Raw genomic sequence first — 21,680 nt, forward strand, 5'->3', positions numbered from 1 at the left:
GCTGACTCTCTTTCTGGGTTAGGACGCGCGAGGGCTGGGGCTGAAACGCTTGATGAGCAGGTACATCTCGCAACCGAGACAGAAGTTGAACGCCGCGTTGAGGAAGGCCGCGAGCAGCGCGAACGCCGTCGCGACGAAGCCGAGCGCGGTCAGGCCGGTGGCGAAACCGACGGTGCCGACCACGGCGAACACGAAACCGACGGCCTGCGCGAACCGCAGCGGGGCGGCGTCCTCGCGTTCGGTCGGCGGGCCGAGCCGCGGCGCCACGAGGTAGCGATAGATCAAGGAGTACGGCGCCGGCTTCAGTCCAATGAAGGCACCGATCGCGAACACCACCGCCTGCGCCGCGAGCAGTGGCCACCACTGGGTGATGAGCACGACCGCGAGCACGACCGTCGTCAGGATGGCGGCGAAACGCGGACCACGGGGATCGACGGCCGGTCCTGCGGACATGGTTCCTCCTGCGAACGAGAGGGAAAGAGGTGCGTGCCGGGCGGGCACACGCAGGCGTGGTTCAGCGAACGCCGGGACACAGGCTGCTGCGAACGCGGCACAGGTCCACTGCGCGGCGCTGGGTCAGCAAGGTTCGGGGCAGCCGGTTCACGGGCACGAGGGTACGCAGAGCTCCCTCAGGTTGGGAACCGTGTTCACACCTTGGGACGCTTCCCGAAATCCGGGATCAGGCGTTCGCCAAATGGGGCTTCAGGGCTTCGAGAAGCTCCTGACCTCGGGGAACGCCGCCGACGCGGAAGACCTCCCGGCCGTCCGCGGTCAACGCCAGGGTCGTCGGGGTTCGCAGCACCGACAGAGCCTGGGCGACTTCGGGGGTTTCGGTGACGTCCAGATCGACGTGGGTGAGGCCGTCGGTCTTCTCCGCGAGCGTGGACAGGATCACGCGGGTATGGCGGCACGGCGCGCAGAACGTCGTTGAGATCTGGACCAGGGTGACGCCCTCGGGCGCCAGGGCGTCCGAAACGCGGCCGGGCAGTGTGGGCGCGGTGGACTTCGCCGCGCGGATGCGGCCGTTGCGCGCCTGCAGCAGCGCGCCCGCCACCCCGCCGAGCACCAGTACGCCCAGCAGCACCCACACCCCGGTCATCCGCAAGTCACCCCTGAGGCTTCGCTCCGCTGAAGGCGACGTTCTTGCCTTCACCCTTGATGGTCACCGAGCCGCTGTTCACCCGCACCGACGTCGGGGTCACCGAGAACGGCATCGCGCCCGTGTCGATGGTCGCGTTGAAGTTCGGCAGCAGCGCGTCCTGCACCGCCTGGGGAACGACGGTGGTCTCCTTGTCATTCCCGAACTGGAGCCGCTTGGGTTCCAGACGGATCTTCTGCCCGTCCAGTTCGATCATCGCGAAGCAGAAGATCTCCACCTTCTGCCCGGCGATCTGGACGTTGCCCGAAACCCGGATCCCGGCGCTGGAGGTGTCGACCGGCTCGCCGTTCTCGTTCGTCGCGGTCGGCTTGGTCTCGCCCTGCCCGCTGTCGCCGTTGCGGACGTAGTCCTCGGTGACCGGCTCGATCTTCAGGTTCTCGATCTTGTCCAGTGGTGCTTGCCGCGCGATGTCCGCGGCCTTGATCGTCACCTCGCCCTTGAGCGTGCCGATGACGATCGACTTCGTGTTGCCGGACGTCAGGTCGGACAGCGGGGCCGTGACGTCGCTCATGTCGGCGTAGAAGTCCACGTCCCGCAGCCGCGGCGGCACGGCGACGCCCTGGGCGTTGATCGTGATGTGACTGTAGTCACCGGAAAGGGCTTGGGTCAGGAAGGGAAAACCGTGCACCGTGACCGCCGGATCGTTGGGCAGCTCCAGCTGTTGGCGAGTCTTCTGGGAGATCGTGTGCTCGGCGAACGCCGCCGCCCCGAAATCTGCCCCGACCAGCAGCACCACCAGCACCGCGAGGGCGATGAGCCAGCCCCGGCCACGGCGCTTTCCTCGCTTGGCGGACCGGCCGGAAGACGGTCGGTCGTCCTGCGCCACGGGCCTGCTCACCATTGTGTCGAATCTCCTTCGTAAACCTCTTTGGCCAGGTGTGATCGATCCAGCACGGGGTAGGACCTCGGCTGTTCACCCGCTATTCTCACCAAGCACCGGCTGTAGCCACGTTCGAGGCGACCACGACTGAAGGCGGTGCGGCGATGAGCCTGGACCTTCTGGTACTGACCGCGGAAGCAGATGCCACCACGGTATTGCCCGCTCTGGATCTGCTGCCCCACACCGTACGCGTGCGTGCTCCGGAAGTGACCGCGCTGCTCGACGCCGGCCACCGCGACGTCATCGTCCTCGACGCCCGGAGCGATCTGGCCTCCGCGAAGAGCCTCTGCCGCCTGCTCAAGGGCGCCGGTGAGGACGAAACCTCCACCCCGGTCATCGCCGTCGTCGGTGAGGGCGGCCTGGTCGCGGTCAGCGCGGAATGGCGCACCGACGACATCCTCCTCCCGACGGCCGGTCCCGCCGAGGTCGACGCCCGCTTGCGCCTCGTCACCACCCGCGACGGCGGCGCCGCGCAGGTCGACGCCGAGCTCCGGGTCGGCGAGCTGGTCATCGACGAGGCGACCTACACCGCGAAGCTCCGCAAGCGCACCCTCGAATTGACTTACAAGGAGTTCGAGCTTCTCAAGTACCTCGCCCAGCACGCGGGCCGGGTGTTCACCCGTGCCCAGCTGCTGCAGGAGGTCTGGGGTTACGACTTCTTCGGTGGCACGCGCACGGTCGACGTCCACGTCCGGCGCCTGCGCGCGAAGCTGGGGCCGGAGCACGAGCAGATGATCGGGACCGTCCGCAACGTCGGCTACAAGTTCGAGCGGCCGTCCAAGGGCAACACCGCCGCCAAGCAGGCCGTCGCCCCGGACTCGAGCGTCTACGAGCCGAACGAGCTGTCCGCGCACTGAATCCCCTCTCCTGCCTGACAAGACGTCCGGGCGGGTGCCGGGTTCCCCGGTAGGGTCGGTTTCATGCTCGATCTGGCTTGGACCCGTGAACCGGAAACGGAAGAGATCCGCCGCTTCCTGCTCGCCGTGCGCGAGGCCGACGGCCGTCCGGAGGACACCGGGTTCGCCGGTGGGCAGCATCTTCTGGGGCGTCTCGACGGTGAGTTGGTCGCGTACGCGCACCTGGACACCGAAGGCGATTCACACGGCAACCAGGTCGCCGAACTGTTCGTGCACCCCGCGCACCGCCGCTCCGGGCACGGCAGGGCGCTCGTCAAGGCGCTCGTCGACCACGTCGAGGGGAAGCCGCTGCGGGTCTGGGCGCACGGAGATCACCCCGCCGCCGTCCATCTCGCCGGGACCGAAGGTTTCGAGCGCGCCCGTGAGCTGCTGATCCTGCACGCGGACGTGGAAGCGGCCGATTGGCCGGAACCCGTGACGCGCGAGGGTGTCACGCTGCGCACGTTCGTCCCCGGTCAGGACGAGGAAGCGATGGTCCGCGTCAACGCGCGCGCCTTCGACTGGCACCCGGAGCAGGGCGCGCTGACCGTCGACGAGGTCCGGGCGACCGAGAAGGAAGCCTGGTTCGACCCCGAGGGCTTCTTCCTCGCGGAAGAGGACGGGAAGGTCATCGGCTTCCACTGGACGAAGATCCACGAAGCCGTCCCCGGCCGCTTCGGCGGCGAGCCCGCCGGCGAGGTCTACGTCGTCGGCATCGATCCCGACGCCCAGGGCGGCGGTCTCGGGAAGGCACTCACGCTCGCCGGGCTGCGGTACCTCCGCGATCGCGGGCTGGGCCAAGTGATCTTGTACGTCGAAGGCGACAACGCGCCGGCGCTCGCGGTCTATTCGAAGCTCGGCTTCACCCGATACGAGGTAGACGTTCAATACGCTCGGTAACCGCGTTCACACGTGCGGCACTTGACCGGTCACGGAGAGCAGACGCGCAGGTCACGGCTGGGACACGGGCCCCTTTCGGAGTAGTCGCGCTGCTCACATCGGCCGCCTTGTTCACCTGTCGTTCACCCTTAGACGGTCGCCTGTCCACTGTCGGTGCTTAGTGTCCGGTCCGGAAGGAACGCTCCCGTTCCACCGATCCGGCGAAAGTCTCCCAGTGGAGGAAATGCAGTGAAGATCATGCGGCCCGCGGGCGCGATCGGCATCGTGGCCACCGCCGCCCTCGTGCTCGGCGCCTGTGGATCCGACCCGGCGGCGACCAAGCCCGGCAGCACCGGTGCCGCCGCCGCCCCCAGCGGCACGGCCGACGTCGACTGTGGCGGCAAGAACCCGCTTTCCGCCGAGGGCTCGTCCGCGCAGAAGACCGCGATCGACATCTTCGTGCAGGCCTACGCCGCCAAGTGCTCCGGCCAGAAGGTGAACTACAACCCCAGCGGTTCGGGCGCCGGCGTCAAGCAGTTCAACGGCAACCAGGTCGACTTCGCCGGATCCGACTCGCCGCTCAAGTCCGGTGAGGAGGCCGACAAGGCCAAGGCCCGGTGCGCCTCCGACGCCTGGAACCTCCCGCTCGTCATCGGCCCGGTCGCGGTCGCCTACAAGGTCTCCGGGGTCGACAAGCTGACCCTGACCCCCGAGGTCACCGCCAAGATCTTCAACGGCGGCATCACCAAGTGGAACGACCCGGCCATCAAGGCGGTCAAGGGCAACGAGAGCGTCAACCTGCCGGACAAGCCGATCCAGGTCATCTCCCGCACCGACGAGTCGGGCACCACCGACAACTTCCAGAAGTACCTGAAGGTCGCCTCGAAGGGCGCCTGGACCCAGGGCGACGGCAAGAAGTTCAACGGTGGCGTCGGTAACGGTGCCGAGAAGTCCAACGGCGTGGCCAGCGCGGTCAAGGCCACCGACGGTGCCATCACCTACGTCGAGTCCGCGTTCGCGAAGGACGGCATCAGCACCGCCCTCATCGACAGCGGCTCCGGCGGTGTCGAGCTGAACGCCGCGAACGTCGCCAAGTCCCTCGACGCGGCGAAGTTCAAGAAGGAGGGCACCAACGACCTCGCGCTGGACCTGGACGCGATCTACTCCAGCAACGTCCCCGGCGCCTACCCGGTCATCCTCGCCACCTACGAGATCGTCTGCTCGAAGTACGCCGACGCCGAGGTCGCGAAGGCCGTCAAGGCCTTCCTGACCGTCGCCGCCACGGACGGCCAGAAGCCGCTCGCGGACAAGGGTTACGTGCCGATCCCGCAGAGCCTGCAGGACAAGGTCCTGACCGCTGTCAAGGCCATCGCCTGACCCTGTTGCCAACCTTCAGGTTGATCAGTAAAAGACAGGCTGGACAGAAGTAGTCGATGAGCGATTCCTCTTCGCCCAGAACGCCCACCGGCGACCCCGGTGGGCGTTCTGGCGTCCGCGAGACCTTCACGGAGGACCCGATTTCGGAGCAACCTGCCGCGTCACCGCCCGAGAAGTCCTCGGTGCCGCTCGCGAGCCCCAATTCCAGGACGGTGCGACCCGGTGACCGCATCTTCCAGTTCCTGACCACCGGTGCCGGCGTCTTCGTCGTCGCACTGATCGGCCTGATCGGGTTGTTCCTGCTGGTGCAGGCCATCCCGGCGCTCCAGGCCGACAACGTGAACTTCCTGACCAGCCAGGTCTGGCAGACCACCCCGGACGACATGCGCTTCGGGATCATGGGCCTGCTGCTCGTCACGGTGTACTCGTCCCTGCTGGCGCTGGTCATCGCGATGCCGATCTCGCTCGGGATCGCCCTCTTCCTCACCCAGTACGCGCCGAAGCGGCTGGCGCGACCGTTCGCGTACGTGATCGACCTGCTCGCCGCGGTCCCCTCGATCATCTACGGCCTGTGGGGCCTGATGGTCTTCGCGCCGACGATCGAGCCCTTCTCCCAGTGGGTCAACGACACCTTCTCGTGGATCCCGATCTTCGCGGCGGGCAATGTCTCGCCGGACATGCGGGGCACGATCTTCACCGCGGGCATCGTGCTGGCCGTGATGATCCTGCCGATCATCACCTCGCTGTCCCGTGAGGTGTTCGAGCGGACCCCGACCCCGCACATCGAAGGCGCGCTGGCCCTGGGCGCCACTCGCTGGGAGGTCATCCGCACCACGGTGCTGCCGTTCGGCAAGGCGGGCTACATCGGTGCCTCGATGCTCGGCCTCGGCCGCGCGCTCGGCGAGACGATCGCGCTCGCGATCATCCTGACCGGCGCGGTGGGCCGCGAGTTCACCTGGAGCCTCTTCGACGGCGGCGCCACGTTCGCCTCGAAGATCGCGGCGGACTACGCGGAACTCAACAACGAGATCTCGGCGGGCGCGTACATCGCGGCCGGCCTCGTGCTGTTCCTGCTGACGTTCGTCGTCAACTTCGCCGCGCGATCCATCATCGCCAAGAAGGGGGACTGAGCATGTCCACCACGCTCGAGAAGACCCCCGCCACCACGCCCGCCTTCCAGCAGGTCAGCCTGGCCAGGAAGGCCAAGAACGGCTTCGCCACGGCACTGATCTGGCTGTCGTTCCTGATCGCCGTGGTGCCGCTGGTGTGGCTGCTCGCCACCGTGGTCATCAACGGTGTCAAGCGGATCCCCTACAGCAACTGGTGGACCGAGGACTTCGGCTCGGTGCTGTCGGACGAGGTCGGCGGCGGCGTCGCCCACGCCGTCATCGGCTCCGTGCTGCAGGGCCTGGTCTGCGCGATCATCGCGGTGCCGATCGGCATGCTGGTCGCGATCTACCTGGTCGAATACGGCCGCGGCAAACTCGCGAAGATCACCACGTTCATGGTGGACATCCTCTCCGGTGTCCCCTCGATCGTCGCGGCGCTGTTCATCTACGCCCTGTGGATCACCACGTTCGGCCTCCCGCGCAGCGGTTTCGCCGTGTCGCTCGCCCTGGTGCTGCTGATGATCCCGGTGGTCGTGCGCTCCTCGGAGGAGATGCTGCGGATCGTCCCGGACGACCTGCGCGAAGCCTCGTACGCGCTCGGCGTGCCGAAGTGGAAGACGATCATGAAGATCGTCCTGCCGACCGCGCTGTCCGGCATCATCGGCGGCATCATGATGGCGCTCGCCCGGGTCATGGGCGAGACCGCGCCGCTGCTGGTCCTCGTCGGCTACTCCGCCTACGTGAACTGGGACATCTTCGGTGGCGAGCAAGCCGCTCTGCCGCTTCTGATGAACAACGAACGGGTCAGCAACCCGTTCGACGAAGGTACCGTCGCGTTCGACAGGATCTGGGGAGCGGCGCTCACCCTGGTGCTGATCATCGCGATCGTGAACCTCCTCGCCATGCTCTTTGCCCGTCTTGTCGCCCCGAAGAAGAAGTGAGCTGTTTGAGATGGCCAAACGAATCGACGTCAAAGACGTGGACATCTACTACGGCAAATTCCACGCCGTGGACGGCGTCACCCTCTCGGTGCCGCCGCGGAACGTCACCGCGTTCATCGGCCCGTCGGGCTGCGGCAAGTCGACCGTCCTGCGCACGCTGAACCGCATGCACGAGGTCATCCCCGGCGCCCGCGTCGAGGGTGAGGTGCTGCTCGACGGCGAGAACATCTACGGCGCCGGGGTCGACCCGGTGCAGGTCCGCCGCACGATCGGCATGGTGTTCCAGCGGCCCAACCCGTTCCCGACGATGTCCATCCGCGACAACGTCGTGGCCGGCCTGCGCCTGGGCGGCACCAAGGGCAAGAAGGAACTCGACGACGTCGCCGAGCGCGCCCTGCGCGGCGCGAACCTGTGGAACGAGGTCAAGGACCGGCTGAACAAGCCGGGCGGCGGCCTCTCCGGTGGTCAGCAGCAGCGGCTCTGCATCGCGCGGGCGATCGCCGTGCGGCCCGACGTGCTGCTGATGGACGAGCCGTGCTCCGCGCTCGACCCGATCTCGACCCTCGCCATCGAGGACCTGATCGGTGAGCTCAAGAAGGAGTACACGATCGTCATCGTGACGCACAACATGCAGCAGGCGGCGCGGGTGTCGGACCAGACCGCGTTCTTCAACCTGGCGGGCGTCGGCCAGCCGGGTCGCCTGGTGGAGCTGAACGACACCGAGAAGATCTTCTCGAACCCGGACGAGAAGGCGACCGAGGACTACATCTCGGGCCGCTTCGGCTGAGTCTCTCTCGCGTGTGAAGGCCCCCTTCCCCCGGCTGAGTCGAGGGAAGGGGGCCTTTACACGCTTTGGGGGTCTGGCCGGGTGGGGCGTCGGACGGGCGGCAGTGCGGTGCACAGGTGACGGTCTCGCGCGGGCATCTCGCGTGACTGAATGGACGACACGTGTGTCCGGGCGGACGACACGTGTGTCCAGACGGACGACACGTGTGACTGGGCGGACGACACGTGTGTCCAGACGGACGGCTCGCCGCGTAGCCCAGCCGCGGCAGTGTCGTCCGCCCGATCACGCGTGTCGTCCATCGGCTCACGCGTGTCGTCCGCCCAGTCACGCGAAACGACCGACATCGGTCCAGGCGGTCATGAGTGGCGTGAGGCAGTCCGCGAGCGTAGGGCCGTGAGACGACGAAGGGGCCCTTCACCGCGTGAGATGCGGTGACGGGCCCCTTCGCGACAGTAGTTACAGCTCGTCGGGTCCGTAGCCGGGCATCTTGCCGGTCACCACGAAGATCATCCGGCGCGCGACCGAGACGGCGTGGTCGGCGAAGCGCTCGTAGAAGCGGCCCAGCAGGGTGACGTCCACGGCCGCGGCGACGCCGTGGTCCCAGTTCCGGTCCATGATGACCGTGAACAGGTGCTTGTGGATCTCGTCGACCTCGTCGTCGTCCGACTCGATCGTGCGGGCGGCCTCGACGTCCTTGGACTTGATGACCTGCTCGACCTGGCGGGCCAGGTTCACCCCGACCTCACCCATCTTGGCGAAGTCGGCCTTCACCTCGTCGGGCAGCACGGGATCCGGGTGACGGCGGCGCGCGGCCTTGGCCACGTGCAACGCCAGATCGCCCATCCGCTCCAGGCTCTCCGCCGCGTGGATCGCGGCGAGGACGGTCCGCAGGTCGGTCGCGACGGGTGCCTGCAGGGCCAGCAGCGCGTACGCCTGCTCCTCGCATTCGGCGCGCGCGTCGTCGACCTTCGCGTCGTCGCTGATCACCTGCTCGGCGAGTCCGAGATCGACCTCGAGCAACGCCCGGGTCGCCCGCTCCATCGCGTCGGCGACCTGGAGCGACATGCTCGCTAGGTTCTCGGCGAGCTGTTCGAGTTCGACATGGTAAGCCTCACGCATGGCCCAACCCTACGGGGAACAGGGACCAAAAGCCGCATCCCAGAGTGAACCCGACGTGAACCCGGACTAACGAATGATCCTCAGCCTGAGCTGCTGCTCTTCTTGGCGCCGCCGGACTTGGCGGAGCTGGTCGGAGTGGACGGCGTGTCACCGGCGGCGGGAGGCGCCGGCGCCTTCTCTTCCAGCGGGGTGTTGTTGATCAGCGCGTCGAAGACGGCCTTCGCCCTGCTCTGGACCAGCACCTCGTTGCCGCGTTTGTTCGCCTCTTCGGTGGTGGGCACGGTCAGGAACTTGACCTTGTCCGATCCCATCCCGCGCATCGACTTCGCCAGCGTCATCATCTGCTTGATGCCGAGGTTCTCGCCGAAGGTGGCCTTGGCGAACGCGTCGATGAACCCGCTGAGCTTGCCGGTGTCCAGGATGACTTCCTTCGACATCACGGTCTTCAGCAGCGCGCCGAGGAAGGCCTGCTGCCGTTTGATCCGGCCGTAGTCCGACGTCGGATCGCCCTTGACGTGCCGCGCCCGGACGTAGTTCAGCGCCTGGTCGCCGGAGATCCGCACCTCGCCCGCCTGCGGGATGATCATGCCGAGCGTGGTGTCGTCGACCGGCTTCTCGTTGTACACGGTGACGCCCTGCACGGCGTCGACCATGGACTTGAAGCCGTTGAAGTCGATCCCGACGAAGTGGTTCATCTTCATGCCGGTGATCTGCTGGATGACCTTCGTGACGCACTGCGGGCCGCCGACCGCGTAAGCCGTGTTCAGCTTCGCGATCTTCTGCGCCGGCGAGGTCTCCTCCGAGTACGACGACGTCGCCGGATCCCAGCGCTTGCATTCGGGGCGGCTGATCTCCAGGTCGCGCGGGAAGGACACCATGACGACGCGCTGCCTGTCGGCGGGGACGTGCGCGATCATGACCGTGTCCGAACGGGCGCCCGGAGTGCCGTCGGCGTCGCCAACGCCGTCTTCGGCGGCGGCACCGTCACGACTGTCGGAACCGACCATCAGGAAGTTCTCGTCGCCGGTCTGGCCCGCGGCGTCCTGGATGTCGGACGAGTCTTCGTCGAGCGAAGCGACGGTGTTGAACTTCGCGTCGAACCAGGTCTGGGCGCCCCACGCCGAACCGATGGAGAGGAACACGAGCGCGGCGACCACGGCGGCGGCGATCCGGCCGGCCTTGGCCGTCTGCCTGGTCTTGCGTTCCTTCTTCTCCTGCAGACGGGTCTGCGGCGCCGACTCCTCGGCGGCTTCCGTGGGCGCCGAATCGGTGGTCGTGACCACCCGCTGCAGTGCCGTGCGGGTCTGCTCCAGCAGCGCGGCGGGGCGGGCGGCGAGCCGTTCGCGGCGCTCGCGTTTCTTGGCCTCTTCGGCCTCGAGCTCGTCGTGCGCGGCGGAGAACCGGGCCAGCGTGTGGTCGATTTTGCGCTTGGTGATCGTCGCGTCGTCGATCGCCTCGAGCTCGTCGGTCATGGTGAGCCGGTCCATCTCGGACCTCGGCGGGACGCCCGGCGACGGCGCCGGGACCGGTGCCTGCTGCACCGGCCGCTGCACCGGGCGGCGGGGGCGACGCGGGGGTGGCGGTGCCGCGGGCTGCTGCTGAGCGCCCGGGTTCACCAACGGCGGACGACGCTGGGTCGGCGCTTCGGGACCGGGCGCGGCCTGTGTGGCGCGGCGCGGCTGGCGCGCGCGAGGCGGACGCGGGGTCTCGGTGGGCTGCGGATTCCGCGGTGGCGTCTGTGCTCGCGGCGTGGCGGGTTTGGCCGCGCGAGGCGCGGGCGCCGGGCTTTCGACGGGAGCGGCCGGACGAGGACGGCGAGGTGCGGGCGGCTCCGTCCGGGCGGCGCGCGCACCGGGTCTCGGAGGCTCGGGCGCCGGTTCGCTCTGCCGGAGGCGGCGCGGAGCCGGCGCATCGGCGGTGGGATCGAAGACGGGGCGTTCACCGGTGTGACGTGCGACGACGTCGGAAACGCTGATCCCGCCGTGGGTGTCCATCGAGCGGCGCCGGGCCCTGCGGCCGCGCTCACCGGCGCTCCTGTCGGTGTGACTGTGGCGACCGGTCCCCGGGTTGTGGTGCTCGTCGGGCACTCGGTCTCCTTTCACGACTCGTCGAAGCTCTTTCGTTATCGTACGGACACCTCGGGTTCGTGACGACAACCATCCCGGAATTTTCTTCACCCAAGGTACCGAGAAGCGCCGAACGGTCCATGCGATCGGGTGAGCGGTCGTGGTTAAAGCTGCGTTAAAAGGGGTGAAACCGCTACGCAGAGTGCGACGCTTGATCGAGTGGGTGGCTAGGCGCCCGCGGACTCGGCCGCGTTCATCGCCTGAGGAATCGTTCGTGACGATTCCTCGTCCTGATAGGCCACTTTGTTTCTCCCCGCCCGTTTCGCCATATACAACAAAGCGTCGGCGCTGCGCAACTGCCGTTCCGGTTCCGCCGCGATATCCGGTTCCGCGCGGCTTTCGTGCGCGAGTCCCACGCTGATCGTCACCGACAGGCCGGGGCGGATCCGGCGCCACGGATGGCGGGCCACCCGGATACGGGCGGTGTCGGCGATACGCACGGCGCGGGCGGCGTCGACGTCGGGGATGACGAGCGCGAATTCCTCGCCGCCGTAGCGGGCGCAGAACGCTTCCGGCGGGAGTCCTTGCTGCAGGAGGTCGGCCACCTCGCGGAGTACGCGGTCGCCGACCAGATGCCCGAAAGTGTCGTTGACGCCCTTGAACAGGTCGAGATCGACCAAGGCGATGGCGACGCCGGGCGGGCCGCGGTGGTCGACGGCCGGGCCGTGCAGCCACTGATCGAGGTAGCGGCGGTTGTAACTGGACGTCAGGGTGTCCCGCAGGTTGCCCGCCCTGGCGAGGTCCAAAGCGGACTTGAGGTGGTGGTACGCGCGGCGCCAATCACCCTGCGTGGCGAGGACTCGCGCGATCGACTCGTGCAGGGTGAGCAGATCGGTGGTCGGCGCGCCCGATGGGAGCGCGGCCTCGTCGTCGGCTGCCACGCTCACCTCCGCCACGAATTGGTTTTCGTCGTATAGGAGGGATCTCTTGAGGTGTGAGTACGGGCCAAAGCGAATATCGCTCAAGAGGACGACGGTTCGGCGCCATTGTCACGCACCGGAGTGCCGTTCAGTAAGGACGAAAACGGCTCGGTGTCTTTGAGCTGCGAAAACTGATCTTTCGCCCAGTAACTCACGTCAGCCACATCGTCATTCAGCAACAGTGCGTAATCATTCCAGGTCAGCCAGCGCCAGTCGCCGACCTCGTCCGGATGCGGTTCCGGATCTTCGTCGACCCAGGCGACGAAGACCGGGCAGAACTCGTTCTCGACCACGCCTTCGAACGGCGGCGTGGAGTATCGGTACGCCGGAAGGACACACCGGAGCCCGTTCAACCGGGACAAGCCGAGCTCGAAGGCGGCCCGGCGCCGGACGGCCTCCTCGATCGGTTCACCCGGTGCGGGATGCCCGCAGACACTGTTGGTCCAGACCCGGGGCCACACCTTCTTGGTGGCGGCGCGGCTGGTGATCAGCAGGGCTTGGTCACTGCTGCGCAACAGGTAGCAGGAGAACGCGAGGTGCAGCCGGGTGTTCTCGTGGTGGGCGGCCAGCTTGGGCGCGGTTTCACCGGTCGGCTCGCCGTCCTCGGTGACGTAGACGATGCGTTCGGTGTCCACTTCGGTCATGTTGTTCATCGGCCCCACTGAACCAGCAGTCCTGCTGTAACCGGTACCGCGACCAGAGTTACCCCTGTTAGTGGGATGAAAGGTGCTCCACGAGCAAAGAAGTGACGGCTTCGGGTGCCTCTTCCACCACCCAGTGTGAAACGTCCTCGATCATCTCGAAGCGGTACGGCCCGGTGACCCGGTTCGCGGTGTCGAGTGCGGCCGTCGAGCCGAAGGCGGCGTCCTCGGTGCTCCAGATGTAGAGCGTCGGCACCTCGATCGGACCGATCTTCCCGCCGGGGCGGCCGGCGCGGTACCAGTTGAGCGCGGCGGTCAGCGCGCCCGGTTCGGTCAGGCGCCGGACGTACTCGTCGACCTTGCTCGGCGACACCTTCCAGTCGAACATGCGGCGCAGCGCGTCGGCGTCGTTCTCGAGCATCCGCCGTTCGGTGACGCGGGTCTGCCGCCATTCGGTCATGTACCCAGAACGGAGGTGCTGGTCCTCGTCGGTCTTCATGGCCTCCGCCAGCGCCGCCGGATGCGGTGTCGAAATCACGGCGAGACTGCGGAGCCTGCCGGGATGCGCGTCGGCCGTCCACCACGCGACGGCGCCGCCCCAGTCGTGTCCGACAAGATCGAATTCGTTCCACCCCAAGCGATCCGCGATCGCGACGACGTCACCGACGAGGTGGTCGATGGTGTACTCGGACGCTTGTTCCGGCCGGACGTCCGGGGAGTAACCACGCTGATCCGGGGCCACCGCCCGATAGCCGAGCACGCCTAGCGTCGCGACCTGGTGCTCCCATTCCACCGCTGCCTCGGGAAAGCCGTGCAGCAGCAGGACAGGGCGGCCGTCTTCGGGACCGGCCGCGATGGCGTCGAAGGAACCGGCCGCGGTGGGGATGCTCAGCTGCTCGATCACGACGCCGACTTTACGGGGACGGCTAGCCGCCCGAATGCATGTCCTCGGCCTCGGGCACGCAGTCGTCGTCCGGGTCGTCGAGCCAGCCGTGCGGCAGCGTGACCTTGCCCGGTGAACCCTGCCGCCCGCGCGGCCCGGTGGCGGCGCTGGGGAACGGGGCGTCGTGGTCGAGCTTGGCGATGAGATCGTCGAGTTCGTCCATGCTGGACAACATCGCGAAACCGCGGCGAAGTTCGGAGCCGACCGGGAAACCCATGAAGTACCAAGCCATGTGCTTGCGGATGTCGCGCATGGCCTTGTCGTGACCGTCGTGCTCGACGAGCAGTTCCGTGTGGCGGCGCAGCACCTTCGCGACCTCGCCGAGGTTCGGCGGCGTCGGCTGCGGGCGCCCGGCGAAGGCGGCTTCCAGTTCGCCGAACAGCCACGGCCTGCCCAGGCAACCGCGGCCGACGACGACACCGTCGCAACCGGTCTCGTCCACCATGCGCAACGCGTCTTCGGCGGAGAAGATGTCGCCGTTGCCGAGCACCGGAATGCTGGTGACCGCTTCCTTGAGCGCCGCGATCTTCGTCCAGTCGGCCTGGCCGGAGTAGCGCTGCGCGGCCGTGCGCGCGTGCAGGCTGACCGCCGCCGCGCCCTCCGCCTCGGCGATGCGCCCGGCGTCGAGGTAGGTCAGGTGGTCGTCGTCGATGCCCACCCGGAACTTGACCGTGAACGGCACCCCCGCCTCGGCGGCGGCCTTCGCCGACTCGCGCACGATGTCGGCGAACAGCTTGCGCTTGAACGGCAACGCCGCTCCGCCGCCCTTGCGCGTCACCTTCGCCACCGGGCAGCCGAAGTTGCTGTCGATGTGGTCGGCGAGTCCCTCGCCGGTGATGATGCGGACGGCCTCGGCCATGGTCTTCGGGTCGACCCCGTAAAGCTGCATGGACCTGGGCTTTTCGTTCTCGCCGAAGGTCATCATGTGCATCGTGCCGGGGTGGCGCTCGACCACCGCGCGGGCGGTGATCATCTCGCAGACGTAGATGCCGGCGCCGTACTCCTGGCACAACTGCCGGAACGCGACGTTGGTGATACCGGCCATGGGAGCGAGCACGACCGGCGGATCGACCTCGTAGGGGCCGATCTTCAGGCTGGGCTTGCTCAGGGTGGCTGTCACGTCCTCCATTGTCGCCTGTGGTGTCTGTCACTCGCAGGTGGGCCGGGTCGTTGCTGTTCGCGGTGTGGCGGTCACCCGGCTGGGTGGAGGGAACGCGATGTTGCACGGGGGGATCCGGACCGTACCGATCGGGCGGGAAGAGGCTGCTTAGGCTCGGCGGATGTCCGCGCTTCAAGCCTTCGCCGACGAATCCTTCAAAGAAGACGACGACGGTGGCTTCTACGTACTCGCGGCAGCGGTCTTGCCCGTCGAACGGCATTCCGAACTGCGTGAGGTCATGTTCGGCATACGGGCCGAACGCACGGGAAAACTGCATTGGAACGTGCTGACCGACGGGCAGAAGCGAGCGGTCGTCAAGCAGGTCGCCGACTTCGGGGAACTGCACCTGGTGGCGGTGGGCACTCCGGTGCCGGCGCGACGGCAGGAACGTGGCCGTTCTCTTTGTATGCAACGCCTGGTGACGGAGCTGCACGCGCTCGGTGTCGGTCTCTTGGTCGCCGAAGGCCGGACGGTCCAGCTCGATGCCCGCGACGTGCGGACCGTCCAGCAATGCCGCTTTTCCTTGCCTCGAGGCGCCGTATTTCGTATTCGGCACGTTCGCGGTGCCGACGAGCCACTGTTGTGGATCTCCGACATCGTCGCCGGGGCTGTTCGCGCTCGCAGACAAGGAATCCCCGACTACGCCGACCAACTGGCCGAGTGCGCCATCGAGTTTCAGGTCGACACACGTGCCTGATCCCGGACATGCGTAAGGCCAGGGTCCCGGTATTCCCCGGGTGCACCTGGCCCTGCGACTCGTGCTGCGCCCACGGCGCCGCACTCCGGGTCCAGCTTAGCTCATGGGCGTTTCAGGTGCTGAAGTCGCGATTTCGGTAGCTTCGCCTCCATGAGCGTCCGGACCAGGCTCGACGACCTCTACGCGCGACGGCTCCGCACCCGCCTCCTCCGGGGTCCGCTGCCGCGGCACCTCGGCGTGATCATCGACGGCAACCGCCGCTGGGCCCGCGCGATGGGCTTCGAGGACGTTCGCGAGGGGCATCGTCACGGCGCACAGCACATCGCCAGGTTGATGACGTGGTGCGAAGGCCTCGGCATCGGGCATGTGACGGTGTACCTCGCCTCGGTCGACAACCTGACGAAGCGCGCGTCGCCGGAGATGGCCTTCTTGATGCAGGTGATCGAGGACGTCGTCCGTGACCGGCTCACCGCACCGGGTGCGAACTGGCGTGTGGTTCCCGTGGGGCGGCTCGACATGCTGCCGTCCTCCACGGCCGAAGTGCTGAAGCGGGCCGAAGAGGACACTCGCGGCGCGACGGGACCCGAGCTGACCCTCGCCATCGGGTACGGAAGCCGCGAGGAGATCGTCGACGCCGTACGCGACCTCGTGCTCGAAGGGGCCGCGGACGGCAAGTCCCTTGTGGAGATCGCGGAATCCGTTTCCGTGGACGCGCTTTCCGCGCATCTGTACACAGTGGGCAGTCCTGATCCGGACCTGATCATCCGGACCAGCGGCGAGGTCCGGCTGTCCGGATTCCTGCTTTGGCAGGCCAAGGATTCCCGGCTGTACTTCTGTGACGCCAACTGGCCGGGCTTCCGGTACATCGACCTTCTGCGGGCGCTCCGCGTGTGGGCCCGATCGCGATGATCTTGCAGGTCGCGACCACATCGTCATCACGATTGAGTAGTGCTACGGATCCCTCGGGGGCCTTCAGGCCGCATGCTGATCGCCATGACCACCGATGGGGATGTGCTCCTCAGGCTCGCCGGGGAGATCGACGACCTTGGGGCCCGCCTCGCGCGGGTCGGCACGGAGCTGCGGACCGTCCAGTCCGCGGCGGAGCCGCAGCACGAAGAGGCGCCTGAGCAGGCCGAGCAGCAGACGCCGCAGGCCGAAGAGGCCCAGCCGCAGGTGTCCGAGCAGGCGCCCCGGCCGCAAGCCGAGCAGCCCGCACCCCAGGTGCCGCCTCAGGCCCAGCAGGCCCCGCAACCGCAGGTCCCGCAGCAGCCGTACCCCCACCCTCAGCACCAGCAGTACGCCCACTACCAGCGGCAATACCCGCAGGCCCAGTACCAGCAGGCCCAGTACGCGCAGTGGCAACAGCAGCAGTACCACCAGCAGTATCAGCAGCCCTACCGCCCGTACCAGCCCGCCCCGAAGGTGTCGCTCGCCGAGAAGCTGGGCAAGGAAGGCGCGGGCAGCAGGCTGCTGGCCTGGATCGGCGGCGCGGTCACGTTGCTCGGCATCGTGCTGTTCCTCGTGCTCGCGATCCAGCGTGGCTGGTTCGGTCCGTTGCCGCGGGTGATCGGCGGCGCCGTGCTCGGCGCGGCGCTGGTCGGGATCGGGCTTCGCCTGCACCGCACGCCGGCGGGCCGCACGGGCGCGTTCGCGCTCGCCGCCACCGGCATCGGCGCGTTGTACCTCGACGCCATCGCCGCGACGACGATGTACGAGTATCTCCCGGCTTACGCCGGTCTCGCGCTCGGGCTGCTGATCGCGGTCGGCGGGTTGCTGCTGGCCGTGCGCTGGAAGTCGTCGCTGCTCGCGACGGCCGTCGTGCTCGGCTGTGTGGTCTGCGCGCCGATCATCACGCAGGGTTTCACCCCGCAACTGGTCGCGTTCCTGCTGGTGGTCCAGGTCGCTTCGACGCCCGTGCAGCTGCGCCAGTCGTGGCCGTCGGTCGCGGTCGCGGCCGGGATCCCGCCGTTGGTCGCGTCGGTCTTCAGCACGGCGTTCGCCGGTCTCGGCGGCAGCACGGCCAACACCGCCGCCGCGCTGGCCGCGGGAGGCGTGGGACTCGCGCTGGCCCTGATCGTCACCGCCAAGCGGCCGGGGGACGCCGCCGCGCTCGCTCTGCTCGCCGTCGCCCCCGCGCCTTCGCTGCTCGCCGCGTTGTTCCTGCCGAAGACCCCGGCCGTGCTCGTCACGGCGTCGGTCGCGCTGGTGCTGCTCGCGGTGTGGGCGGCCGGGCAGTGGCTCGACGGCTGGACCGGTGATCTCGCGGGCGCCGCCGGGCTGGTCGCGGCCCTTCAGACGACGATGACGCTGTTCGACGGCAGTGCCCGTTCGGCGATCCTCATCGGCGAAGGGGTGTTGCTGGCGCTGGTCGCGCTGTGGACGAAGAAGCACGTGGCGCTCTTCGGCGGGCTGGGCTTCACCGTCATCGGCGGCATGATCGCGCTGGTCTTCGACGTCCCGCCGACGCTCTTCTTCCTGATCCGGAACCGTCCGGACGCCGACCTCGTCGCCGCCTTCCTGGTGGCACTGGCGATCCTGGCCGTCTCGATCACGCTTCCGTGGGTCGCGCACCGGCTCGGGCTCTTCAAGGCCGCGGCGGAGAACGTGGTGCCATGGCTCTTCGCCGGGGTCTGCGGGCTCTACGGCGCGGGCGCGATGGTGCTGTGCGGCGCGATGCTGGCCGTTCCCGGCCGCTCGGGTTTCCTGATCGGCCACGTGGTGATCACGGTGTCCTGGACGGTCGCCGCGCTGGTGCTGCTCGTCCGCGGCATCTCCGCGGTCAACCTGCGGGTGATCGGTTTCGTGCTGGTGGGCGCGGCGGTGCTGAAGCTGGTGCTGTTCGACCTCGCCGCGCTGGACGGCCTGGCCAGGGTCGCCGCCTTCCTCATCGCCGGCCTGGTGCTGCTCGGCGCCGGGACGCGCTACGCGAAACTCGTCGCGTCCCGCTGAGCGGACGAGGAAGAAAAGCCGCCGGGTCGTGGTTGGTCGGTTCATGAGCTACCGACCCGACCCGCGGCTCGCCGAGCGGGCGAAGGAGAACGTCGCCTGGCTGACCACGATCAGCCCGAAGGGCCGTCCTTCGCCCCGCCCGGTGTGGTTCGTGCTCGAAGGTGACGACATCATCGTCTTCAGCCGGCCGGACACGGCGAAGACCCGCCACATCGAAGGCAACCCCGAGGTCAGCCTTCACTTCAACTCCGACGAGCACGGCGGCTCGATCCTGGTGATCGGCGGCAAGGCCGAGATCCTGCCGGACGGCGTCGCGTCGGAGCAGCCGGGCTTCCTCGAAAAATACGAGAAGCACTATCCGGCGATCGACTACGACGTCCCGAAATTCGACCGGGAGTACCACGTCCGGATCAGGATCCGGCCTGAACGCACCTGGGGGTTTTAGGAAACACTGCTAGAAGCCGACGGTCACGCAGGCCAGCCTGGCGCCGGCCGTCCCGGCGTGGCCAGGGTGGGTGTGCGTATGCGTTTCGTGGATCACGATGGAGTTCGCGCGCCGATCGGTGAACGTCCAGTCCACTTTGGACACGGCGGCGCCGCGGCCGGTGGCGTCGGTGGTGAGGTCGAGCCAGATCTCGTTGCGGGGGTTGGCGTAGGCCGGATCCACCGACGGCTTCACCGGGTCTTCGACGTTCTGGTAGTGCGGCCCGGCGAGATCACCGGTGGCACCGCACGGCTTCGTGTGGGCGTGGGCACCGTATTCGCGGTTGGGCAGCAGGCCGGTCACGAGGATCGCGGTCGAGGTGCCGTGGGCCTTGGACGTCAGCCCGAAGACGTGCGCGCGGGCGCCGGGCGGCACCAGTTCGGGTTTGTAGCTCGTGAGGCCGCTCTTGGCGGTGATCACGTGGACGCGGGAGCCGGGGACGGCGGTGGCCGGTCCGGCGCCTGCGGTCAGGGCCAGTGCGGCCGCGGACAGGACAAGCGAGAGTACGGGGACGGGGCGCATGCCCCTTGCCTAGTCCGCACGAATCGGACACGCCAGGGTGGTCACTCGGTCGGGCGATCATTCTCAAACTATGAGCAGCATGCGCGCGCCGGCGCGTCCGTTGAGGGCGGCGGCGGGGGCATGGATGGAAGGAAATGTGAGTAGCAACCCTCCGGATCGCACCTGGTTGGTCGCGGTCGCCGCCGCTCTTTGGGGGACCGACGGCCTTTTGCGGCTCCCGCTCGCCGAGGCGCTCCCGGCGGCCACGGTCGTTTTCTGGGAGCACCTGCTGGTGGTGCTCGTGCTGAGCCCCCTCATCCCCGGCGCCATCCGGGCGCTGCGCCGGACCGGCCCTCGGGAATGGCTGGCCGTGCTCGCCATCGGCGGCGGATCTTCCGCGCTCGCGACGGCGATGTTCACCGCGGCCTTCAAACTGGGCGACCCCGTGACGCCGTTGGTGCTGCAGAAGCTCCAGCCGGTGTTCGCCGTGCTGGCGGCGTATTTCGTGCTCCGTGAGCGGGTCCGCCCGGGGTACGCCTTGTTCGCGATCCCCGCACTGCTCGGTGCCTGGCTGCTGGCCTTCAAGGATCCGCTGAACATCCAGGTCGCCGCGGCGAAGGCGGCGCTGCTGGCGGTCGGCGCGGCCGCGTTGTGGGCGGCGGGCACGGTGCTCGGACGGCTGCTCTCCACCGAGCTGGCGCCGAAGGAGGTCACCACGCTGCGCTTCACGGTCGGGCTGCCGGTCTCGGCGGGAATCGTGGCGTACCAGGGCGGCCAGTTCGCGGTCGGCTGGGACAACGCGCTCGGGCTCGCCTTGCTCGCGCTGGTCCCCGGCTTGCTGGCGCTGAGCCTGTACTACGTGGGCCTGCGGTCGACGCCCGCGGCCAGGGCGACGCTCGCGGAGTTGGCGTTCCCCGTCACGGCCGCCGTGATCGGCGTATTGTGCTTGAACGCCGATTTGTCGGGTACTCAGTGGCTGGGCCTCGCCGTGGTCGTGGTGTCAGTGACTTCGCTCGGCTGGCACGAAAAGGTCAGGCGTCAACCGATGGTCTTGGAGCCGCTGAATGGTCGAGCACACCGGCGAGACGAAGAACGAACGCCTGACCCGCAACGTCAATGAGCTCCTGCAGGAGCTGCGGGTCGCGCAGGCCGGTGTCCAGATCCTCTTCGGTTTCCTGCTCACGGTGGTCTTCACCGACGAGTTCCACGAGGCGAGCGGATTCGAGAAATCCGTCCACCTGACGGCGGTCCTGCTCACGGTCTGTTCGACGGTGCTGCTGACGGCGCCCGCCGCGTGGCACCGGCTGCTGTTCCGCACCGGGAACCGTGAGCGGATCCTCACCGTCGGCAACCGGTCCGTCCTGGTCGGGCTCGGCTGCCTCGCGGCCGCCATCACCACCACCGTCGCGCTCATCGCCAAGGTCGTCTTCGGCCCGATCGCGATGACGATCCTCGGCGTGGTGACGGCGGTGCTGTTCGTCGTCATGTGGTTGGTGGTGCCGAAGAAGATCGACCGCAACGGCGACTGATCAGCGGCCGGTGCGCACCGGGGTGCCGTCGGGCAGGCCGAACGCGGCGGGCGAGACGTTTCGAGGGTCGTCCGGGCTCGCGCCGCCGAGCACCCGGCGGGCGCCGACCCACGAGAACATCTCCTTGACCGAAGGCGAGTAGCCCGCCCCGTCTTTCGCGACCTTCCGGTCGAGCACGCGGTACCCGCCGGGGGTCCGTTCGACGCGGTAGACCATCGGCTGACGCCGGAATCCGCCGCGCGTGACGAGCCCGTCGGCCTCCTTCGCGACCTCGTCGCAGCTCGCGACCAGGCCGATCTTGACGAGGTCGCCGTCGGGCCGGGTCTCGATCACCTTCTGCGTGCACACCCACCGGATTCCCGCCTCCCTGGAACCGGCGAGCGCGCGCAGATTCTCGTCGATGGGCGGCAGGGCCTCCCTCGCGACGGCGTCGTCCACCGAAGGCATCTCGTCCACGATCCACCAGCCTGCCGCGGCCACCACCACACCGACCCCGGCGAGCACGGGCCAGCGTTTGACGTTCCCCATGGGACGAAGCTACCGAGCGGGGCAAGTGTTCATCCGCGGTTCGGGACGCGTTGCCT

At 68.2% G+C, this 21,680-nt stretch carries 23 protein-coding genes; 12 read left to right on the forward strand and 11 right to left on the reverse strand.

Going from position 1 to position 21,680, the window contains the following annotated elements:
• Nucleotides 1-18: 18 nt before the first annotated feature.
• The 3 genes from BLW75_RS26310 to BLW75_RS26320 form a co-directional block, all read right to left on the reverse strand.
• On the reverse strand, nucleotides 19-453 hold the full coding sequence (locus BLW75_RS26310; RefSeq protein ID WP_034312621.1) for a DUF4395 domain-containing protein: 435 nt from the start codon (nucleotides 451-453) through the stop codon (nucleotides 19-21).
• Between the two features lie 226 nt (nucleotides 454-679).
• Nucleotides 680-1,099, reverse strand: a complete 420-nt coding sequence (locus BLW75_RS26315; protein WP_034312671.1) for a TlpA family protein disulfide reductase — start codon at nucleotides 1,097-1,099, stop codon at nucleotides 680-682.
• Between the two features lie 7 nt (nucleotides 1,100-1,106).
• Nucleotides 1,107-2,000, reverse strand: a complete 894-nt coding sequence (locus BLW75_RS26320; RefSeq protein WP_091598368.1) for an LmeA family phospholipid-binding protein — start codon at nucleotides 1,998-2,000, stop codon at nucleotides 1,107-1,109.
• Between the two features lie 143 nt (nucleotides 2,001-2,143).
• Here BLW75_RS26320 and BLW75_RS26325 point away from each other — a divergent pair, with 143 nt between their 5' ends.
• From BLW75_RS26325 to pstB, 6 genes are all read left to right on the forward strand, one after another.
• Nucleotides 2,144-2,896 carry a winged helix-turn-helix transcriptional regulator gene (locus BLW75_RS26325; RefSeq protein ID WP_034312623.1) on the forward strand — a complete coding sequence of 251 codons (753 nt, stop codon included), beginning with the start codon at nucleotides 2,144-2,146 and terminating at the stop codon, nucleotides 2,894-2,896.
• Nucleotides 2,897-2,959: 63 nt separating this feature from the next.
• The gene (mshD, locus tag BLW75_RS26330) at nucleotides 2,960-3,835 is read left to right on the forward strand and encodes a mycothiol synthase (protein WP_034312625.1); all 876 of its coding nucleotides are present in this window, start codon (nucleotides 2,960-2,962) and stop codon (nucleotides 3,833-3,835) included.
• Between the two features lie 228 nt (nucleotides 3,836-4,063).
• On the forward strand, nucleotides 4,064-5,191 hold the full coding sequence (pstS, locus tag BLW75_RS26335) for a phosphate ABC transporter substrate-binding protein PstS (RefSeq protein WP_034312628.1): 1,128 nt from the start codon (nucleotides 4,064-4,066) through the stop codon (nucleotides 5,189-5,191).
• A 212-nt stretch (nucleotides 5,192-5,403) separates the two neighbouring features.
• Nucleotides 5,404-6,321 carry a phosphate ABC transporter permease subunit PstC gene (gene pstC / locus BLW75_RS26340; RefSeq protein WP_034312675.1) on the forward strand — a complete coding sequence of 306 codons (918 nt, stop codon included), beginning with the start codon at nucleotides 5,404-5,406 and terminating at the stop codon, nucleotides 6,319-6,321.
• Between the two features lie 2 nt (nucleotides 6,322-6,323).
• A complete protein-coding gene (gene pstA / locus BLW75_RS26345; RefSeq protein WP_034312630.1) occupies nucleotides 6,324-7,241 on the forward strand; it encodes a phosphate ABC transporter permease PstA in 918 nt (305 codons plus the stop codon).
• A 10-nt stretch (nucleotides 7,242-7,251) separates the two neighbouring features.
• Complete coding sequence (pstB, locus tag BLW75_RS26350) at nucleotides 7,252-8,028, forward strand: phosphate ABC transporter ATP-binding protein PstB (RefSeq protein WP_034312633.1); 777 nt, start codon at nucleotides 7,252-7,254, stop codon at nucleotides 8,026-8,028.
• A gap of 456 nt (nucleotides 8,029-8,484) precedes the next feature.
• On the opposite strand, the gene phoU is transcribed toward pstB, so the two are convergent.
• The 6 genes from phoU to dusB form a co-directional block, all read right to left on the reverse strand.
• Entirely contained in the window at nucleotides 8,485-9,147 is a 663-nt protein-coding gene (phoU, locus tag BLW75_RS26355; RefSeq protein WP_034312635.1) for a phosphate signaling complex protein PhoU, read from the reverse strand.
• A gap of 80 nt (nucleotides 9,148-9,227) precedes the next feature.
• Nucleotides 9,228-11,234, reverse strand: a complete 2,007-nt coding sequence (locus tag BLW75_RS26360; protein ID WP_395766731.1) for an LCP family protein — start codon at nucleotides 11,232-11,234, stop codon at nucleotides 9,228-9,230.
• Between the two features lie 206 nt (nucleotides 11,235-11,440).
• Nucleotides 11,441-12,169 carry a GGDEF domain-containing protein gene (locus tag BLW75_RS26365; protein ID WP_034314469.1) on the reverse strand — a complete coding sequence of 243 codons (729 nt, stop codon included), beginning with the start codon at nucleotides 12,167-12,169 and terminating at the stop codon, nucleotides 11,441-11,443.
• A 65-nt stretch (nucleotides 12,170-12,234) separates the two neighbouring features.
• Nucleotides 12,235-12,846: an isopentenyl-diphosphate Delta-isomerase gene (gene idi, locus BLW75_RS26370; protein ID WP_034314471.1), complete on the reverse strand. Its 612-nt coding sequence runs from the start codon at nucleotides 12,844-12,846 to the stop codon at nucleotides 12,235-12,237.
• Nucleotides 12,847-12,904: 58 nt separating this feature from the next.
• On the reverse strand, nucleotides 12,905-13,738 hold the full coding sequence (locus tag BLW75_RS26375) for an alpha/beta fold hydrolase (RefSeq protein WP_034314474.1): 834 nt from the start codon (nucleotides 13,736-13,738) through the stop codon (nucleotides 12,905-12,907).
• 22 nt (nucleotides 13,739-13,760) lie between these two features.
• Nucleotides 13,761-14,906, reverse strand: coding sequence for a tRNA dihydrouridine synthase DusB (dusB, locus tag BLW75_RS26380; RefSeq protein WP_034314478.1), 1,146 nt, complete (start codon nucleotides 14,904-14,906; stop codon nucleotides 13,761-13,763).
• 151 nt (nucleotides 14,907-15,057) lie between these two features.
• On the opposite strand from dusB, the gene BLW75_RS26385 reads away from it, so the two are divergent.
• The 4 genes from BLW75_RS26385 to BLW75_RS26400 all read left to right on the forward strand — a co-directional run bounded on the left by BLW75_RS26385 (nucleotide 15,058) and on the right by BLW75_RS26400 (nucleotide 19,027).
• Nucleotides 15,058-15,633, forward strand: a complete 576-nt coding sequence (locus BLW75_RS26385; RefSeq protein WP_034314481.1) for a DUF3800 domain-containing protein — start codon at nucleotides 15,058-15,060, stop codon at nucleotides 15,631-15,633.
• 150 nt (nucleotides 15,634-15,783) lie between these two features.
• Entirely contained in the window at nucleotides 15,784-16,542 is a 759-nt protein-coding gene (gene uppS / locus BLW75_RS26390; protein WP_034314483.1) for a polyprenyl diphosphate synthase, read from the forward strand.
• Nucleotides 16,543-16,614: 72 nt separating this feature from the next.
• On the forward strand, nucleotides 16,615-18,582 hold the full coding sequence (locus BLW75_RS26395) for a DUF2339 domain-containing protein (protein ID WP_034314486.1): 1,968 nt from the start codon (nucleotides 16,615-16,617) through the stop codon (nucleotides 18,580-18,582).
• A gap of 43 nt (nucleotides 18,583-18,625) precedes the next feature.
• Complete coding sequence (locus BLW75_RS26400; RefSeq protein WP_034314488.1) at nucleotides 18,626-19,027, forward strand: TIGR03667 family PPOX class F420-dependent oxidoreductase; 402 nt, start codon at nucleotides 18,626-18,628, stop codon at nucleotides 19,025-19,027.
• A gap of 9 nt (nucleotides 19,028-19,036) precedes the next feature.
• On the opposite strand, the gene BLW75_RS26405 is transcribed toward BLW75_RS26400, so the two are convergent.
• Nucleotides 19,037-19,588, reverse strand: a complete 552-nt coding sequence (locus BLW75_RS26405) for a superoxide dismutase family protein (protein ID WP_034314490.1) — start codon at nucleotides 19,586-19,588, stop codon at nucleotides 19,037-19,039.
• 124 nt (nucleotides 19,589-19,712) lie between these two features.
• Here BLW75_RS26405 and BLW75_RS26410 point away from each other — a divergent pair, with 124 nt between their 5' ends.
• Both BLW75_RS26410 and BLW75_RS26415 read left to right on the forward strand, forming a co-directional pair.
• Nucleotides 19,713-20,687 carry a DMT family transporter gene (locus tag BLW75_RS26410; protein WP_198935762.1) on the forward strand — a complete coding sequence of 325 codons (975 nt, stop codon included), beginning with the start codon at nucleotides 19,713-19,715 and terminating at the stop codon, nucleotides 20,685-20,687.
• Complete coding sequence (locus tag BLW75_RS26415; protein ID WP_034314493.1) at nucleotides 20,632-21,096, forward strand: DUF6328 family protein; 465 nt, start codon at nucleotides 20,632-20,634, stop codon at nucleotides 21,094-21,096. Before BLW75_RS26410 ends, BLW75_RS26415 begins: the two co-directional genes overlap by 56 nt.
• Here BLW75_RS26415 and BLW75_RS26420 read toward each other — a convergent pair whose 3' ends face one another.
• A complete protein-coding gene (locus BLW75_RS26420; RefSeq protein ID WP_034314496.1) occupies nucleotides 21,097-21,624 on the reverse strand; it encodes a hypothetical protein in 528 nt (175 codons plus the stop codon).
• Nucleotides 21,625-21,680 lie beyond the last annotated feature (56 nt).

The sequence above is a fragment of the Amycolatopsis lurida genome, from assembly GCF_900105055.1.
Lineage (GTDB): Bacteria > Actinomycetota > Actinomycetes > Mycobacteriales > Pseudonocardiaceae > Amycolatopsis > Amycolatopsis lurida.

Coding starts and splice junctions, on each gene's coding strand:
- BLW75_RS26310 (WP_034312621.1), bottom strand. CDS start 453: ATGTCCGCAGGACCGGCCGTCGATCCCCGTGGTCCGCGTTTCGCCGCC.
- BLW75_RS26315 (WP_034312671.1), bottom strand. CDS start 1,099: ATGACCGGGGTGTGGGTGCTGCTGGGCGTACTGGTGCTCGGCGGGGTG.
- BLW75_RS26320 (WP_091598368.1), bottom strand. CDS start 2,000: ATGGTGAGCAGGCCCGTGGCGCAGGACGACCGACCGTCTTCCGGCCGG.
- BLW75_RS26325 (WP_034312623.1), top strand. CDS start 2,144: ATGAGCCTGGACCTTCTGGTACTGACCGCGGAAGCAGATGCCACCACG.
- mshD (WP_034312625.1), top strand. CDS start 2,960: ATGCTCGATCTGGCTTGGACCCGTGAACCGGAAACGGAAGAGATCCGC.
- pstA (WP_034312630.1), top strand. CDS start 6,324: ATGTCCACCACGCTCGAGAAGACCCCCGCCACCACGCCCGCCTTCCAG.
- pstB (WP_034312633.1), top strand. CDS start 7,252: ATGGCCAAACGAATCGACGTCAAAGACGTGGACATCTACTACGGCAAA.
- phoU (WP_034312635.1), bottom strand. CDS start 9,147: ATGCGTGAGGCTTACCATGTCGAACTCGAACAGCTCGCCGAGAACCTA.
- idi (WP_034314471.1), bottom strand. CDS start 12,846: ATGAACAACATGACCGAAGTGGACACCGAACGCATCGTCTACGTCACC.
- dusB (WP_034314478.1), bottom strand. CDS start 14,906: ATGGAGGACGTGACAGCCACCCTGAGCAAGCCCAGCCTGAAGATCGGC.
- BLW75_RS26385 (WP_034314481.1), top strand. CDS start 15,058: ATGTCCGCGCTTCAAGCCTTCGCCGACGAATCCTTCAAAGAAGACGAC.
- uppS (WP_034314483.1), top strand. CDS start 15,784: ATGAGCGTCCGGACCAGGCTCGACGACCTCTACGCGCGACGGCTCCGC.
- BLW75_RS26395 (WP_034314486.1), top strand. CDS start 16,615: ATGCTGATCGCCATGACCACCGATGGGGATGTGCTCCTCAGGCTCGCC.
- BLW75_RS26400 (WP_034314488.1), top strand. CDS start 18,626: ATGAGCTACCGACCCGACCCGCGGCTCGCCGAGCGGGCGAAGGAGAAC.
- BLW75_RS26405 (WP_034314490.1), bottom strand. CDS start 19,588: ATGCGCCCCGTCCCCGTACTCTCGCTTGTCCTGTCCGCGGCCGCACTG.
- BLW75_RS26410 (WP_198935762.1), top strand. CDS start 19,713: ATGGAAGGAAATGTGAGTAGCAACCCTCCGGATCGCACCTGGTTGGTC.
- BLW75_RS26415 (WP_034314493.1), top strand. CDS start 20,632: ATGGTCGAGCACACCGGCGAGACGAAGAACGAACGCCTGACCCGCAAC.
- BLW75_RS26420 (WP_034314496.1), bottom strand. CDS start 21,624: ATGGGGAACGTCAAACGCTGGCCCGTGCTCGCCGGGGTCGGTGTGGTG.